Annotated in this window: 14 protein-coding genes and 1 pseudogene; 8 read left to right on the forward strand and 7 right to left on the reverse strand. The window is 71.8% G+C overall.

The window, feature by feature from the left end:
• Positions 1 to 61 precede the first annotated feature (61 nt).
• The 5 genes from AB0D01_RS33150 (at position 62) to AB0D01_RS33170 (ending at position 5,220) form a co-directional block, all read left to right on the forward strand.
• Complete coding sequence (locus AB0D01_RS33150) at positions 62 to 1,186, forward strand: metalloprotease (protein WP_363061850.1); 1,125 nt, start codon at positions 62 to 64, stop codon at positions 1,184 to 1,186.
• Positions 1,187 to 1,301: 115 nt separating this feature from the next.
• A complete protein-coding gene (locus tag AB0D01_RS33155; protein WP_363061852.1) occupies positions 1,302 to 2,903 on the forward strand; it encodes a sigma-70 family RNA polymerase sigma factor in 1,602 nt (533 codons plus the stop codon).
• Between the two features lie 503 nt (positions 2,904 to 3,406).
• Positions 3,407 to 3,865: a hypothetical protein gene (locus AB0D01_RS33160; protein WP_363061854.1), complete on the forward strand. Its 459-nt coding sequence runs from the start codon at positions 3,407 to 3,409 to the stop codon at positions 3,863 to 3,865.
• A gap of 223 nt (positions 3,866 to 4,088) precedes the next feature.
• A complete protein-coding gene (locus AB0D01_RS33165) occupies positions 4,089 to 4,436 on the forward strand; it encodes a hypothetical protein (protein ID WP_363061856.1) in 348 nt (115 codons plus the stop codon).
• 277 nt (positions 4,437 to 4,713) lie between these two features.
• Positions 4,714 to 5,220, forward strand: a complete 507-nt coding sequence (locus AB0D01_RS33170) for a hypothetical protein (protein WP_363061858.1) — start codon at positions 4,714 to 4,716, stop codon at positions 5,218 to 5,220.
• Positions 5,221 to 5,464: 244 nt separating this feature from the next.
• On the opposite strand, the gene AB0D01_RS33175 is transcribed toward AB0D01_RS33170, so the two are convergent.
• From AB0D01_RS33175 to AB0D01_RS33185, 3 genes are all read right to left on the reverse strand, one after another.
• Entirely contained in the window at positions 5,465 to 5,986 is a 522-nt protein-coding gene (locus AB0D01_RS33175) for an N-acetyltransferase (protein ID WP_363061860.1), read from the reverse strand.
• A gap of 102 nt (positions 5,987 to 6,088) precedes the next feature.
• Positions 6,089 to 6,514, reverse strand: a complete 426-nt coding sequence (locus AB0D01_RS33180) for an RNHCP domain-containing protein (protein WP_363061862.1) — start codon at positions 6,512 to 6,514, stop codon at positions 6,089 to 6,091.
• 26 nt (positions 6,515 to 6,540) lie between these two features.
• Positions 6,541 to 6,912, reverse strand: a complete 372-nt coding sequence (locus AB0D01_RS33185) for an RNHCP domain-containing protein (protein ID WP_363061864.1) — start codon at positions 6,910 to 6,912, stop codon at positions 6,541 to 6,543.
• A 446-nt stretch (positions 6,913 to 7,358) separates the two neighbouring features.
• Here AB0D01_RS33185 and AB0D01_RS33190 point away from each other — a divergent pair, with 446 nt between their 5' ends.
• The gene (locus AB0D01_RS33190) at positions 7,359 to 10,775 is read left to right on the forward strand and encodes a molybdopterin-dependent oxidoreductase (protein ID WP_363061866.1); all 3,417 of its coding nucleotides are present in this window, start codon (positions 7,359 to 7,361) and stop codon (positions 10,773 to 10,775) included.
• 156 nt (positions 10,776 to 10,931) lie between these two features.
• Here AB0D01_RS33190 and AB0D01_RS33195 read toward each other — a convergent pair whose 3' ends face one another.
• Both AB0D01_RS33195 and AB0D01_RS33200 read right to left on the reverse strand, forming a co-directional pair.
• Positions 10,932 to 11,723 carry an alpha/beta hydrolase gene (locus AB0D01_RS33195; protein WP_363061868.1) on the reverse strand — a complete coding sequence of 264 codons (792 nt, stop codon included), beginning with the start codon at positions 11,721 to 11,723 and terminating at the stop codon, positions 10,932 to 10,934.
• A gap of 188 nt (positions 11,724 to 11,911) precedes the next feature.
• The gene (locus AB0D01_RS33200) at positions 11,912 to 12,196 is read right to left on the reverse strand and encodes a pyrimidine/purine nucleoside phosphorylase (protein WP_363061870.1); all 285 of its coding nucleotides are present in this window, start codon (positions 12,194 to 12,196) and stop codon (positions 11,912 to 11,914) included.
• A gap of 293 nt (positions 12,197 to 12,489) precedes the next feature.
• Between AB0D01_RS33200 and AB0D01_RS33205 the strand changes: the two genes are divergently transcribed.
• The gene (locus AB0D01_RS33205) at positions 12,490 to 12,894 is read left to right on the forward strand and encodes a DUF427 domain-containing protein (protein ID WP_363061872.1); all 405 of its coding nucleotides are present in this window, start codon (positions 12,490 to 12,492) and stop codon (positions 12,892 to 12,894) included.
• Between the two features lie 30 nt (positions 12,895 to 12,924).
• Here AB0D01_RS33205 and AB0D01_RS33210 read toward each other — a convergent pair whose 3' ends face one another.
• Both AB0D01_RS33210 and AB0D01_RS33215 read right to left on the reverse strand, forming a co-directional pair.
• Positions 12,925 to 13,098 carry a hypothetical protein gene (locus AB0D01_RS33210; protein ID WP_363061874.1) on the reverse strand — a complete coding sequence of 58 codons (174 nt, stop codon included), beginning with the start codon at positions 13,096 to 13,098 and terminating at the stop codon, positions 12,925 to 12,927.
• Between the two features lie 74 nt (positions 13,099 to 13,172).
• Positions 13,173 to 14,984: an amino acid transporter gene (locus AB0D01_RS33215; protein WP_363061880.1), complete on the reverse strand. Its 1,812-nt coding sequence runs from the start codon at positions 14,982 to 14,984 to the stop codon at positions 13,173 to 13,175.
• Positions 14,985 to 15,269: 285 nt separating this feature from the next.
• On the opposite strand from AB0D01_RS33215, the pseudogene AB0D01_RS33220 reads away from it, so the two are divergent.
• A pseudogene (locus AB0D01_RS33220) lies at positions 15,270 to 15,418 on the forward strand (IS5/IS1182 family transposase); the annotation flags it as partial.

The raw sequence follows: 15,418 nt of genomic DNA on the forward strand, positions 1-15,418 counted from the left end.
TGGCGGACGTGACGTAGGGAGTTCCTCCATGGCGCTGCACCGCCGTGTCAGAAGCAGGTCCGTGAAGATCACAGCCGGGGTGTCCGCCCTCGCCGGTGGCGTACTGGCGGCGGGCCTGGCCATGGCCCCCGCGGGGGCCACCGGAACAGCCGCTGCGGGAGCCGGGAAGGCCGGGTGCGTGAGCGGAACGCTGACCTTCGACGCGGTCGACTCCGAGACCAAGGGGAAGCCGACGGTCACGTCTGCCGCCCGCAACGCCAATTGGGAGCTGTGGGGCAAGGCCACCGCCTCCGGGCCGGAGACCCGGCTCGCCGCGGGCCTCACCTCGCATCGTGACGGCACGTTCAGCGCCTGCAACACCACGGGCAAGCCGATGGCGCAGCTGCGGGTGAAGTTCCTGTCGTCGAGCACGAAGATGTGGCGGGTGGTCAGCGACGCGAGGACGCTGCAGGAGTACGCCTTCTTCTCCGCACCCCGCCCCGGTGCTGCGGCCGGCCAGAGTCTGGGCACGGTGAAGGTGCCGGCCGACATGGCTCTGGCCTGGAAGGCCGTCGACACCACCAACAAGCTGTGGTGGAAGCGCGGGAACACCCGGACCCCGTGCTGGACCCGCAACGAGAGCGCGGGCAAGTGCGTCCAGTTGACGTACGTGTGGAAGAACGACGGAGGCAGGTTCGTCTCCCGGTGGGACGGCGGCAACGGCTACGTCTACCTCGGCGGACTCGACGCGCGTTCCCAGCACCTGATCCTGCACGAAGCGGGTCACTTCCTGATGGGCCGCCTCTACGACGGGCGCTACCCCCGGGTCACGAACTGCAACCCGCACCCGATGGACAAGCGGTCGTCCGACACCTGCGCACTGTGGGAAGGGTTCCCCGACGCCGTCTCCGCCTACGTGATGGGAGACCGTCGCTACGTCCACGGCGACAGCTCGTTCGTGGACTTCGACAAGCCGAAGGGCTGGCAGACAGGGGACCAGGTGGAAGGACGCGTCGTCGGCGCCCTGCTCGACCTGTGGGCCAAGGGCGGCCCCGACGGCGGCAACTGGGACCGCACCATCGACGCCATCGCCACCAGCCGCCCCGGAACCTTCCGGGACTACTGGCTGGTGGCCCGACCGGCGGCCGGACTGCCCGTCACGGGGCAGGCGCGGAGCATCATCGAGAAGCACACCATCCGGTACTGAACATTCCGGTTCCCCCGGCATCATGTACATCCGCCGCCCCGGGTCCCGCACTCCAGGACCCGGGGCGGCACCCCCGACACGCCGCACCGCGCCGGCGCCGAAGACGAAAGCCACCATGCCCGACGACAGCACCACCACCCTGGTCCTCGACGCCCAGCGCGGCGTCCCACGGGCCCAGGACCGTCTGGTCGCCCAGCACCTGCCCCTGGTCTACAACATCGTCGGGCGTGCACTGGGCGGCAGCCACGCCGACGTCGACGACATCGTCCAGGACACCTTCATCCGTGCCCTGACCCACCTCGCCCAGCTCCGCGAACCGGAACGCTTCCGGGCCTGGCTCGTCGTCATCGCCACCAACCGCATACGCGACCACTGGCGCGCGGTGCAGGCCGCCTCGACCGGGCGCGAACCGATGGACGAGGACACCGAGCCGACCGACCCCGGTTCCGACTTCGCCGACCTGACGATCCTCCGTCTGAACCTGACGGGGCAGCGGGCCGAGGTGGCCGAAGCGACCCGTTGGATGGACGAGGACGACCGCACCCTGCTCTCGCTGTGGTGGCTGGAAGCCGCCGGCCGACTCAGCCGAGCGGAGGTCGCGGACTCCATGGGGCTCTCCGCGCAGCACACCGCCGTCCGCGTGCAGCGGATGAAGGAACGTCTCGAAACGGCCCGAGCCGTGGTACGCGCCCTGGCACACCGGCCGCGCTGCGCCGTGCTCGACGAACTCACCGGCCGCTGGGACGGCGTTCCCTCGGCGCTGTGGCGCAAGCGGCTCGCCCGCCACATCGGCACGTGTGCGAACTGCGACGCGCGCAGGCGCGGACTCGTGCCCGCCGAAGGGCTCCTGATGGGTCTGGCCCTGGTACCCGTCGCGACAGGGCTTCTGCGGCTCGTGGAACACGATCTACGGGACCTGGTCCTGGCCGCCGCGCACACGCGCACGGACGACGCGCCGAGCCCCGCGACGGAACCCTCCACGGCTGCCCCGGCCGCGGGAGACCAGGCGACGGTCGTACGCGCGGCCGACGCGGCTCGCGAGGACGGCGCGACACCACGCCCGCGGGCGCCCCTCGCCGCGGCGGCCGTCCTCCTGCTCATCGGGGCGGGTGCGGCCGGCCTGCACGCATGGGGCCCGGGCCCCGCCCCGGAGCCGGGCAGCGGTGTGCGGCTCGCACCCGTGCGGTCGACGCTCCCGGTGGCGCCGGAGCAGATCGGGGAGCCCGCCTCGGGCACGACGCACCCGGAGCCGTCGACGACCAGCGGCGCGACCCGGCGTTCCGCTTCCGTGGCCGCCTCCCCGTCCCGGACCGCCGCGCGACCCACGCCCCTGTTCGGACCTTCCGCCCAGCGGATGTTCGATCTGGTCAACCAGGAACGCGTCCGGGCCGGCTGCACGCCGCTCCGGCCGGACCGACGACTGACCACGGCAGCGCAGAAGCACTCCGAGGACATGGTCACCCGTGGCTACTTCTCCCACACCAACCCCGATGGCCTCGACTCCGGCGACCGCATCGCCGCCTCCGGCTACGACGCCGACGGACACAACGAGAACATCAGCAGCTACGACGCCCCTGAAGGCGCCACGGAGGCATGGATGAGCGGTGGGGGCCACCGCGAGGCGATCGTGGACTGCGACCACGAGGACGTCGGCATCGGCTACGCCACCGAAGCGGACGGCGGGGCGCTGTGGACCCTGCTCCTCGCCCGCTCCTAGCCTTCCGACGGCGCCCTGCCCCGTCCTGGTCAGCGGCGCCGTCGAAAGTCCGGACGGTGTGGTCCGGCGCCACGGAGAGTGGACCGCGGCGCCGGATCGCCCGCCCCGGAACATCGGCGGGCGGCCCGCTTCCTCGACGGCACGGCCCCACTCACGTTGCCGGGACCGGGAGACCGGGACCGGCGGGGCGGCCTGCGGCGCACGGCGCCCCCGGCGGTTCGCCCTCCCTGGAACGCCTCGGCCCGCCCGGACTCCTCCGCTCCGTGTGGCCGTGGCTCCCGTCGACGCTCTGGGTGAGGTCGAGACCACCGAAGGCGAATTCGCGGCCGACCCGATCCGCATACCGGGTCGAGCAGCCGCGCCGTCGATTCACACTCCCGTGTGGCTCGGTGCGGATGTGCTGCGCGCTCCGGTTACCTCGCCGGGCCAAGGACGTTGTCGATCATGCGTGAGCCTTCACGCGGCCATGTTCCCCTCCACGGATCCAGAAGGATGTCACCCGTATGAAGTTCACCGGAAGGTCGACTGTCGCGGCCGCGGCAGCCGTCGCCGTCCTCGCCATGCCGACGGGCGCCGCCGCCGAACAGAGCGGCGAGCCCGTCTCCTTCGCAATCAAGCGCGGCGACTCCGCCAAGCCCGAGGCGCAGCTGCTGTTCTACGGCGACGTGACGTGGACCGGTGAGGGGGGCCGCACCTACACGGTGAAGGGGACCCTGGAGGCGCGTTGCACCACCGGGTCGCGGACCACCACCTGGCTCCAGTACGCCGCCAACAGCGAGTCGTGGAAGGAGTCCCAGGAAGTGGAGTGCTCCGACTCCGCCGGGGTCGTCAACAAGCTGCCCATCGAGGTGACGGGGACGGTGCGGCCGGGCGACACGCTTGCGATGCGGCTGGGCAGCTGGAAGCTGCTGGGCTCAAGGATCTACTCGGAACGGAAGGACCTTCCGCACCCGGCGGCGTAGGGCCGGCGGGCGGCCGGGACGGTCACCGTGGGCGGGGTGCCCGCGGCGTCACGCCACGGGCACCCCGCGGAGCGGTGGAAACCGGCCCGGAAGCCCCGTCGACCCGTTTTGGCGCGTCAGGGTGAGATGAGTCGATTCAACGCGGGTCGACGGACGGCCGGTGCCGCGCCCTGCGGGATCGTGGCCCCGTAGCGTTCGCGTTCCTTCTCCCGAGGGGTTCCCCATGAGTCTTCGTCGTGCCGCACTCGCCGCCGCCGGCGCCTTCACGCTCTTGCTGGCCATTCCCTCGTCGGCCTCCGCCGCGGTCGGAGAGTTCTCGTACACCTGGATCGACGACGACGGGGTCGCGCACCACCGGAAACTGGTGGACCCGCGCGAGGAAGACTGCATCACTCTCCCCGAGACGCCCGACATCGAGGCCGCCCCCGCCCACACGCCGGTCAACCGGACCGACAAGACGGCGACCGTGTTCTTCGAAGCCGACTGCTCGGGCGAGTGGGTCAACCTGCGGCCGGTCAACGGCGCCGGCAATCAGAACACGCTCATCCGCGCGGTCGTCTTCGGCGGCTGACCCGGGCCGCCCCCGTCGACCACGCGCCGTCGCCGAAGGCCGGCCCCGCGATGCCGACGGCGGCGCCGAGGTCGCTCGGGCCTGGGACCGCCCCGCGCGAGGGCGCGGGACGCGGCCCGAGTCCGGCCGAACGGCACGGCCGAACGCGGCGCGCTGTCTGGGCCGATGGTGTGGTCCGGCGGCGACCACGGTGCGGGACCGCGCACCCGACCCGCCAAGAATGCTCTTCTGATCATCACTCGTCACACAAGGTGATCTGCCTGAGCATAGGAGTGCCATGTACCGCTGTGCCCCGAGGACCGTCTCCGCCCTCGCCCTCGCCCTGGCCACCGCCGCGGCCGGTCTGGTGGCCGCGCCCGCCGCGCAGGCGGTGGCGCCCGCTCCGTGCGGCACGAGCGTCTCCGACTACACCGGCACCACCACCAAGGACACCCCCTTCGTGGGAAAGATCGTCATTCCGGACGCCGGGTTCGAGGACCGCGAGATCACCCTCTCCCCCGTCGCCCCCAACTCCAGCCTCCTCAAGGTGGAGATCAAGGTCTCCGACAGCGAGACCACCTCCGTCACCGGCAACTTCACCCTCCGCGTCAACCCCCTCAACCACGGGCAACTGACCTTCCCGACCTACACCGGCGGCCAGGGTCGCGTCACGGACGTCGCCTGCTCCGCCGGGCTCCTGCCCTCCAGCCGCGTCACGACCATCACCGGCACCGTCACCACCACCGGCGTCGAGAGGTCCCCGGGAATCCTCAAGTCCCTCAGCTTCACCGCCAGTCGCGCCTGACCCACGCACCCGACCGCGTCCGGTGGGATCAGGACGGTCCGCGCCCGTGCCGCGGAGGCGATCGGCGATCTGGCTTCCCGGGACGTGCTCCGGGTCGGGCCGCCACCGGCGCCCGCCGGTTCCACGCACCCGGACCCCGTACGTGGATCCTGTGCACCTCCGCGACGCGTGGCACCCTCGCGCCCCCGCGATCGGGTTACGGCCCGGCCCCCGGACCTGTGCCCCGGGGGCCGGGCCCTTTCGGTCACTCCGGTCGATACGCACCGATGGCATCGGCCATGGGCCTGCCGAAGGTCATGTCACCGGCCGGGACGGGGCGGTCGTCGAGGGAGAGGACCATCTTGGCCTCGCCGGGGCCGGCGCTGAGGGTGCAGGTGACCCCGTGGGCGTCGGCGCGTTCGAAGCCGAACCGCGGGTAATAGGTGGGGTGTCCGAGGACGGTGACGGTGTGTTCACCCAGGGCGCGGGCGGCGTCGAGGCCGGCCCGGATGAGGGTGGAACCGATGCCGGTGCCCTGGTGGGCGGGGTCGACGGAGACCGGGGCGAGAGTGAGCCCCGGAGTGCCGCCGATGCCCGCGCGGGTGAACAGGATGTGCGCGATGACGGTGCCGTTCTCGTCCTCGGCGACGAGGGAGAGTTCGGGGATCCAGCACGCGTCGGCGCGCAGGGCGTCGACGAGGTCGGCGTCCTCCGGGGAGCCGAAGGCTGCGGTGATCACCTCGCGCACGCGGTCGGTGTCGTTCGGGGTCTCGGTCCTGATCTTCACTGCTGGGGTGTTCCTTTTCGGTAGTGGTGATGTTCGTGGGTAGGGGTGCCGCGGGCGGGGCCCGGCTGCGGGCGGGCCGCGCCCACGGCCGCCGCGGCCGGGTCACAGGGTGAGCAGGGCGCGGCCGGCCGGCTGGGGGTCGGCGAGGGGTCTGAGGGCGAGGCGGACCAGGGCGTACGGGTTGTCGTCGCCGGCGATCCGGTTGGCGCTGAGCTCGCCGCAGGAGGCGCACTGGTGGATGATCATCCACTCGCCGTCGGTGCGGACGGACATCCCCAGCGCCTCCATCCGGCCCCGGCAGTCCGCGTCGCGGTCGCCGGGGATCTTCCGGTCGACGTGCAGGCTGGCCAGGCAGTTGGGGCAGTGGTTGCGGTGCGCGGTGCCGGGTGCGTCCAGGGAGACGTCGAGCCGGCAGGACGCGCACCGGAAGTCGTTCGCCCGGTGGCCGCCCTGGGTGTGCAGGACGTCCTTGTGCCGCTGCGGACGGCGCCGGCGCTGGCCGCGACCGCTGTTGTTGTTGCGTGACATGACGGTGCTCCTTTCCTGCCGGGCGGTCAGAGGGTTCCGAACGCTTCGAGCGGGAAAGGAGGTTGGGCCAGCGGGCGGACCGCCATGCGCATCAGGATGAGCTGGTTGTCGTCGACGCACACCGGGTTGGAGGTGAGCTCGTCGCAGCGCACGCAGCGGTGGATCACCATCCAGTCGCCGGTGCGGAGCACGGCGATGGCGATCGGGGACATCCGGCCCTCGCAATCGCTCGCACCGCCCTCGACGTGGTCGAGGACGTGCCGGGAATGCAGGCAGGACGGACAGTGGTTGCGCGGCACGCCGTCGGCGGCGTACGCGGACACGGTCAGCCCGCACCACGCGCAGGCGAAGGTGCTGAGGCCGAGAGTGTTGATGTCGGTGGAGGTGTGGCTGGACACCCGGGTGCTCCTTGCTGGGAAGTCGATCAAGACAGCAAGAGCAGGCCGAGTGGCCTCGTCAGAAGGCAGCCCGACAACGCCGAGCAACGGCGGACAGGCAGGTCAGAACACCGGAGGACACGTCCGGCAGCCACCCGGAGAAACGGGCAGCGTAAGGCGGCGGACGGTTACGCGGTGTGGCGAGGCGCACTCGGCGCGGGCCGGGACATCAAACACCCTTTTCCAGGGCACGAAGGCCCAGAACGAATCAGAACGACCCTCGAAGGGTAACAGGGCGCCTCTCCCTGCCGTCAACGCATTTACGCGGGACCACCGGTGACCCAACGCGGGGCCAAGGTCCCACCGACCTGTGGGCTCCCGACACCTCAGGACATGACCATCGGCGCCGGCGGAGCCGACCCCTCGGGGTGTCCCATGAGAGGAGGAGCGCGGAACGGGAGGCGGGCGTGTACGAGGAGAAGAAGGGTTACTGCACCCTCTGCAAGTCCCGCTGCGGGGCGATCTTCATCGTCGAGGACGGCCGGCTGACCGGCGTCCGTCCGGATCCGGATCACCCGACCGGCGCGGCCATGTGCCCGAAGGGCCGATCCGCGCCGGAGATCGCGCACGGCACCGACCGGTTGACCACCCCGTTGCGGCGCACCACCCCCAAATCCGACCCGGATCCCGGCTGGGTGGCGATCTCCTGGGACGAGGCCATGACGGAGATCGCCGCCAGGCTCGCGGCCATCTCGGCCGAGACCGGTCCGGAGTCGGTCGCCTTCGCGGTGGCCACGCCCTCGGGGACCATGGTGTCGGACGCCACCGAGTGGATCGAACGCTTCGTACGCCGCTTCGGCAGCCCCAACACCGTCTACAGCGCGGAGATCTGCAACTGGCACAAGGACTTCGCCCACGCCTTCACCTTCGGTTCGCCGCTGCCCCCGCCCGACTACGCGAACTCCCACCTCGCCCTGCTGTGGGGCTTCAACCCGGGCAAGACCTGGCTCGCCCAGTCCTCCGCCCTGTCGGCCGCGCAGGCAGCGGGCACGAAGCTCGCCGTCATCGATCCGCGGCGCTCCACGAGCGCACTGCGGGCCGACCACTGGCTGCGGGTGCGGCCCGGCACGGACGCCGCGCTCGCCCTCGGCCTGTCCCACCTGCTGATCACCGAGGGGGGCTACGACGAGGACTTCGTACGCGCCTGGACCAACGGGCCGCTCCTGGTGCGCTCCGACACGGGCCGCTTCCTGAGGGCGGCCGAACTGCCGGCCGAGGACGCGGGGAACCCGGGCGAGGAGGTGTTCGCCGTCTTCGACGAGGAGACCGGCCGGGTCGAGGCGTACGACACCACGCGCGCCGCCGTGCGACCCGGGCGCTTCGCGCTGCGCGGCACCCGCAAGGTCCGGCTGCGCGACGGGCGCGTCGTCGACTGCGCGCCGGCCTTCGAGCACCACGCCGCCGCCTGCGCGGCCTGGCCGCCGGAGCGGGTCGCGGCCGAGACGTGGATCCCCGAGCGGGAGGTGCGCGCCCTGGCGGCGGAGATCGCGGCGGCGCCGTCCGTCTCGTACTACGGCTGGACCGGGGTGGGGCAGAGCGCGAACGCCACCCAGACCGAGCGGGCCCTGGCCACGCTCTACGCGCTGACCGGCTCCTACGACGCGGTCGGCGGCAACCACGTGGTCCCCGCTCCGGCGTACGCCCCGGCGACCTCCTTCGAGGATCTCGACCCCGGGCAGCGTGCCAAGGCCCTCGGCCTGGACAAGCACCCGCTGGGGCCGCCCGCGTACGGCTACGTCAACTCCGGCGACCTGTGCGCCGCCATCGAGACGGGGCGTCCGTACCCGGTGCGCGCGCTCGTCGGGTTCGGCTCGAACCTCGTGGTCTCCCAACCGGACTCGGACCGCACCGCGCGGGCGCTGCGCTCCCTGGAGTTCCAGGTCCACCTGGACCTGTTCCACAATCCGACGAGTGCGTGCGCCGACATCGTGCTGCCCGTCAACAGCGCCTACGAGCACGAGGCGCTGCGCTTCGGCTTCGAGGTCGGCCACCGCGCCCAGGAGCACGTGCAGTTGCGGCCCCGGATCGTCGCGCCGCAGGGCGAGTCCCGCAGCGACACCGAGGTCGTCTTCGACCTGGCCTGTCGGCTGGGCATGGGCGGGGACTTCTTCGACGGGGACGTGGAGGCCGCCTGGAACCGGCAGCTGGATCCCCTCGGGCTGACCGTGGAGGAGTTGCGCCGGCGGCCCGGCGGGGTCCGGGTGCCCCGCGAGCGGGTCCACCGCAAGTACGCCGAGCCCGTAACCGGCCGTGCGGACGGGGTGGCGGGCTTCGCCACGCCGACCCGGCGTGTGGAGCTGTACTCCGAGCGGCTGCTGGAGCACGGCTACCCGGCCGTGCCCGAACACCGCGCACCCGCGCGGCCCGACGACGCCTTCCCCCTGGTGCTGACCTGCGCCAAGCACGGCTACTTCGTACACAGCCAGCACCGGGCCGTGACCTCGCTGCGCCGCCGCTCCCCCGATCCGTCCGTGGACCTGCACCCGCGGACGGCAAGCGCGTACGGGATCGCGGAGGGCCAGTGGGTCGAGGTGTCGACGCGGCTCGGGTCCATCCGGCTGCGGGCGCGCTTCGACGACTCCCTGCACCCGTCCGTGGTCGTCGGCGAGTACGGATGGTGGCAGGAGGCCCCCGACCTCGCCCTGCCCGGAGCCGACCCGACCGCCGCCACGGGCGGCAACTTCAACCGGCTCGTCGACCACGGCGTGACGGACCCGCTCAGCGGATCCGTACCCCTGCGTTCGGCCACCTGCCGCATCGCGCCGGTGGCCGGGGACGGGCTTTGGGCGGGCACCCGCCCCTTCACGGTGACCGAGCTGGCCGAGGTGACCCCGGGCGTACGGAGCCTGCGCCTGGAGCCGGAGGACGGTGGCGCCCTGCCCGACCACCGGCCCGGCCAGCACGTGACGGTGCGCGCCGAGGAGCCGGACGGCCGGGTCCAGGACCCGGTCGACGCACGCTGCTACTCCCTGACCGGGCCGGCGGTCGCGGGCGGCCGGCCCGCGTACGAACTGGCCGTGCGGCGGGTGCCCGGCGGCGCCTTCTCCGGCCGGGTGCACGAGCGGCTCGCCATCGGCGACCGGCTCCACCTGACGGCTCCGGCCGGCATGTTCGCGATCCCGGTGGACACCGCGCACCCGGTGGTGCTGCTGGCCGGCGGGATCGGTGTCACCCCGTTCCTCGGCTACCTGGAGACGCTGGCCGCGACGGGCGGGAGCGTGCCCGAGGTGGTGTTGCACTACGGCAACCCCAACGGGTCCGACCACCCGTTCCGGGAGCGGCTGCGCGAACTGGCCGCCGAGATCCCCGTCCTGAGGGTCGTCGACCACTACGCGGCGCCGCGCCCGGACGAGGTCCCGGGGCGGGACTACGACCGCGCCGGCTTCATCTCGATCGCGGACATCGACCCCGGCCTCTTCGAGCGGCGGGCCCGCTTCCACCTGTGCGGTCCCGAGCCGATGACGCAGGCGCTGACCGGCGCCCTCCTCGCCCGGGGGGTGCCGCGGTTCGAGGTGTTCCGCGAGAGGTTCCGCGCGGCGCGCCGGGAGGTCGTCGTCCCCGACGGGGCGACGTACACGGTCACCTTCGCGCGCAGCGGACGCACCGCGACGTGGAGCGAGGGCGACGGCCCGCTGCTGGCCGTGGGCGAGGCGGCCGGTGTGGCCATGGCGAGCGGCTGCCGGGTCGGGCAGTGCGAGAGCTGTGCCTGCTCCGTGCTGAAGGGAACGGCGGCGCACCTGGTGACCCCGCCCGAGGACCTGCCCGACAGGGAGGTCCTGACCTGTCAGTCCGTCCCCACCTCGGACCTGGTCCTGGACGTCTGAGGGGGCGGATCCCGCTGACCACCGCTCCCGGCACCCCGGTACCCGACGCGCTCACCGGTGACCGCTTCCCGGCCCCGGTCTACGACCCCGCCGTCCACCGTTTCCGCCAGGACGGCTGACCCGCCGGTCCGGTCCGTCGCCGACCCGCCCTGCTGGTCAGGCGAAGAATTCCGCGAGGACGGGGGCGAGGGCGTGGGGGTCGACCGCGTGGTCCTGTCCGGGGAAGGTGTGGAGGGTGAAGTGCTCCGATCGTGCGGCGAGTTGTTCGGCGGCGTTGACCATGTACGCCTCGCTCGCGCCGCCGTGGCCGACGAGGACGGGGATGTCGATGCCGCGCCAGCGGTCGGGGGGAAGCGGGCGGCCCGACATGAGGTCGCGCATCAGGAGGCCGTCGTAGGGCAGGGTGCGCGCCACGGTGCGCCAGGCCGGCCATGCGGGACCGTCGCGCAAGGTGTCGACGGCCTGCGGGGGCAGGGCCAGTCCCACGGTCAGGAAGTGGGTGAGGGCTCCGTCCACGTCGTCGCGCGCGAGGAGGTCCGTCAGGCGTTCGACGTAGTCCGGCGGCAGTGGCGGGCGGGACGCGTCGAGGATCAGCGGTGGCTCGTACAGGGCCAGGGCGGACACGGCGCTGCCCCGGGCCACGGCCTCCAGGGCGAGTACGGCTCCGGAGGACATGCCGAAGAGCAGCACCGGCCCGCCGGTCGACGCGATGACGGCGTTCAGGTCGTCGATCTCGCGCTCCACGTCGTACACGGGGTGGTCGCCGCTGCCGCCGCGGCCCCGGCGGTCGTAGTTGTGGACGCGGAAGTCGCGTGCCAGCAGCTCCGCCAGGGGGGCGTGTCGCCCCTGGGTCATGAGCGTGCCTCCGACGAGGACCACCGCGGGCCCCGAGTCCCCGTGCCGCTCGTAGGCGATGGACGTGCCATCCGCCGACACCACCGTGCCCATGTCGTACCCCCCGTTGCCGACTCCGGGACGGGCTCGGTGCGCGGCCCCGTCCCTCACTCCACTCCCGGCAGAGTAAGTCCCCCGGGCATCGAAATGATCTTGTAGGGAGGAACGACATCGGGCGGGACCGACCGGGCGAACGCCCATGCGCGCCGCCCGGCGGGGGCCTCCCCCGCCGGGCGTGCGCGTCAGTCGCGGTACTCGCAGAGGTAGGCGGAGTCCTCCGTCGCCCTCAGCCGGAAGCGGCTGTCGGACGGAACGGTGAACCGCGTGCCCGCCTTGAACGTCTCCCAGGTCTCGGAACCGGGGAGGACGGCGCTGAGCTCGCCCGAGACCACGTGCATGATCTCGCGCTTGGCCGTCGAGAACTCGTACTCGCCCGCGGCCACGACACCGACCGTCGCCTGGCCCTCGCCGCCCTCGAACGCGATCGACGTGACCTTGCCGTCGAAGTACTCGTTGACCTTGAACATGCGCACTCTCCTGCGGAACCGGGAACGGAACAGAGCGGGGCCCCGAGGTCCACGCCCCGTACTCCCCGGCGGCAGGCTACTTCGGCTCGGAGCACGGGCAACGGGGGATCTTGCCATCCGGACAGTCGTCCGGCCGGATGCGGTGATCGCCGCATCCGGCCGCCGGGAGCGGGGGGAAGGCAGGAGTGGAGGTGCACGCGATGACCGGACTGCCCCGAAGGAACGATCCTCTCCCGAAGGAGTCGGTGTGGGACTACCCGCGACCGCCCCGGGTCCAGCCGGATCCCCGGCACGTGGTGATCAGACACCACGGAGTGACCCTCGCCGACTCCCGGGCCTGCCTGCGCGTGCTGGAGACGAGCCACCCTCCGGTCTTCTACGTGCCGCGCGACGACGTCCGCACCGATCTCCTGTCCCGGGAGGAGAGGACCACCGGCTGCGAGTGGAAGGGCGTGGCCACCTACTGGATGCTGACCGTCGGCGGCAGCCGGATCCCCGATGCGGCCTGGAGCTACGAGGCGCCCGCGCCCCGGTACCGGGGCATCGCCCGTCACCTGGCCTTCCATCCGCGGAAGGTGGACGTCTGCACCGTCGACGGCGAGCGCGTCCGGGCGCAGCCGGGTGACTTCTACGGCGGCTGGATCACCGACGAGATCGTCGGGCCGTTCAAGGGCGCCCCGGGGACCATGGGCTGGTGAACCGGGCATCGCCGGCGTTGGTCGGCCGATTCAGGGACGGTAGACGAGCTCGATGAGCAGGGACGCGACGACGGCCCAGACTCCCAGCCCGAGCAGCCAGAACAGGCCCAGGAACGCGCCCGCGGCGATGAGGACCAGGCCGGTGGCGCCCAGGGCGAGCATGTTCCGGCGTACGGGTCGGTCGGGGCCCCAGGTTGTGGTCATGGGAGCAGGATCCCGCCGGTGCCCCGCGTTGGCGAGGGGCCGGCGGGATTCCTTGCGTTTTCCATACGGCGGCGTCAACCGGCGTGGACGTGCGGGCGGCGGGACCGGTCGGGTTCCGCCCCTCGCAGCACTTCGCGGGTGACGGGGGCGACCTCTCCCTGACCGAAGAGGAAGAACCGCAGGAAGTTGGTGAGCGGGTTGCCCTCGGTCCACTCGAAGTAGATGTGCGGGCGCTGCCCGGTCTCGTCACGGACGTGCAACAGCAGGGCGGCGAGCGCGTTGGGGACGGAGGAGGATTCCAGGGTCAGGACGCGGTAGCGGTCGTGCATGACCTCGCCGCGGACGCGCAGTCCGGCCTCGAACTCGGAGGGGTCGAGGACGGTGACCTCGACGAAGAGGAAGTCGTCGCTGGTCGGGGTGTCGTTGTCGGTGCGGATCTGGTCGATCTTGTCCCGGTACTCGGCCTTGTCCCGCTGATCGGGTTCGTTGGCGATGAAGCGGATGGTGCGGGTGGCGGTGTCGCGGACGAAGCGCTGGGCCATGTCGTCGAGCTCGACGTGGGTGACGCGCAGCTCGAAGACGCGCGCGAGGCGGGACAGGAGGGAGAGCGCCATGATGCCGGCGATGAAGCAGGCGCCGATCTTGACGCCGTCCGGGCGCTCGACGACGTTCACGGCGGTGGTGTAGATGAAGACCGCGGAGATGATCGCGAAGGCGATGGTCCAGCCGCGTTCCCGGGCGCGGCGGGCGGCGATGGTCACGGCGACGGCCGCCGAGGTGATGAGGACGAGGACGCCGGTCGCGTAGGCGCCGCCTTGGGCGTCGACGTCCGCGTTGAAGATCCACGTCACGAGGAAGGCGACGAGGGTGAAGACGATCACCATCGGGCGCAGGGCGCGGGCCCAGTGCGGGGCCATGCCGTAGCGGGGCAGGTAGCGGGGCATCAGGTTGAGCAGGCCCGCCATGGCGGAGGAGCCCGCGAACCAGAGGATGAGGATCGTGGCGATGTCGTAGACGGTGCCGAAGGCCGAGCCGAGGTGTTCGTGCGCGAGGTAGGCGAGCGCACGGCCGTTGGCCTCTCCGCCGGATTTGAACTCCTCCGCCGGGATCAGCAGGGTCGTGATGAAGCTGGAGCAGATGAGGAAGACGCTCATGATGACCGCGGCCGTGGTCAGGAGCTTGCGCGTGCCCTTGATCCGTCCGACCGGCTTGTCCGGGTCGTCACCGGGTGCGCCCTGAACGTGCGGCATGACCGCGACTCCGGTCTCGAATCCGGACAGGCCCAGGGCCAGCTTGGGGAACACGACCAGGGCGATGGCGATCATCATGACCGGGTTGCCGTAGTCGGTGGTCAGCGCGTTGGACCAGTTGGTGATCACCTGCGGGTGGGTGGCGACCTCCCAGAGACCGACCGCCACCACGACCGCGTTGAGCAGCAGGTAGGAGATCACGAGGGCGACCGCGAGTCCGATGGCCTCGCTGAAGCCCTTGAGGAAGACGCCTCCCAGCAGGGCGATGAGGATCAGGGTGATCAGCACCTCGTGCCCGTGCAGGGTGGAGGTCAGGTGCGGGTTCTCGACCATGTGGGCGGTGGCGTCGGCGGCCGAGAGGGTGATCGTGATCAGGAAGTCGGTCGCCGCGAACCCGAGCAGCGTCAGGACGAACAGTTTGCCCTTCCAGAAGGAGAGCAGCCGTTCCAGCATGGCGATCGAGCCCTCGCCGTGCGGGCTCTCCTTGGCGACCCGGCGGTAGACGGGCAGGGCGCCGAAGAGGGTGAGGAGCACGAGCACGATCGTCGCCAGGGGCGACAGCAGTCCGGCCGCGAGCGCCGCGATGCCCGGCTGGTAGCCGAGCGTCGAGAAGTAGTCGAGGCCGGTCAGGCACATGACGCGGTACCAGGGCTTGCCCTCGTGCGCCGTCTCGGGGTGCTGCTGCTGTTTGTGGCGGCGGTCGGTCAGGCCTTCCAGCAGCACGCGCGCAGGCGCGGGGCGCGGGCAGGGGTGGCCATCGGGCGCTCCTGTCGTACGGCACGGTTTTCGGCCATCGGCGTCGACGGCTGAGCCAGCGTACGCAGCGGAAACACAGCCAATAGGCCTATATCCCCGCCTGACGAAATCCTGACGCGGCCTTAGACGTCATCTCATTTGGGCTTTGCGGGTAGGCTGGCGGTCATGGTGGGGATCGTTGAGCGGCTGGTGCCGGACGAGCTGTGGGAGCTGTTCCAGCGGGTGGTGCCGGAGGCACCGTCGCGGCCCCAGGGCGGTGGGCGGCGTCGGCACGGTGACCGTGAAGTACTGGCCGCGATCGTCTTCGTGGCGAC

Origin of the sequence: Streptomyces sp. NPDC048606 (assembly GCF_040650855.1) — a bacterium.
In the GTDB taxonomy this organism is placed as follows: domain Bacteria; phylum Actinomycetota; class Actinomycetes; order Streptomycetales; family Streptomycetaceae; genus Streptomyces.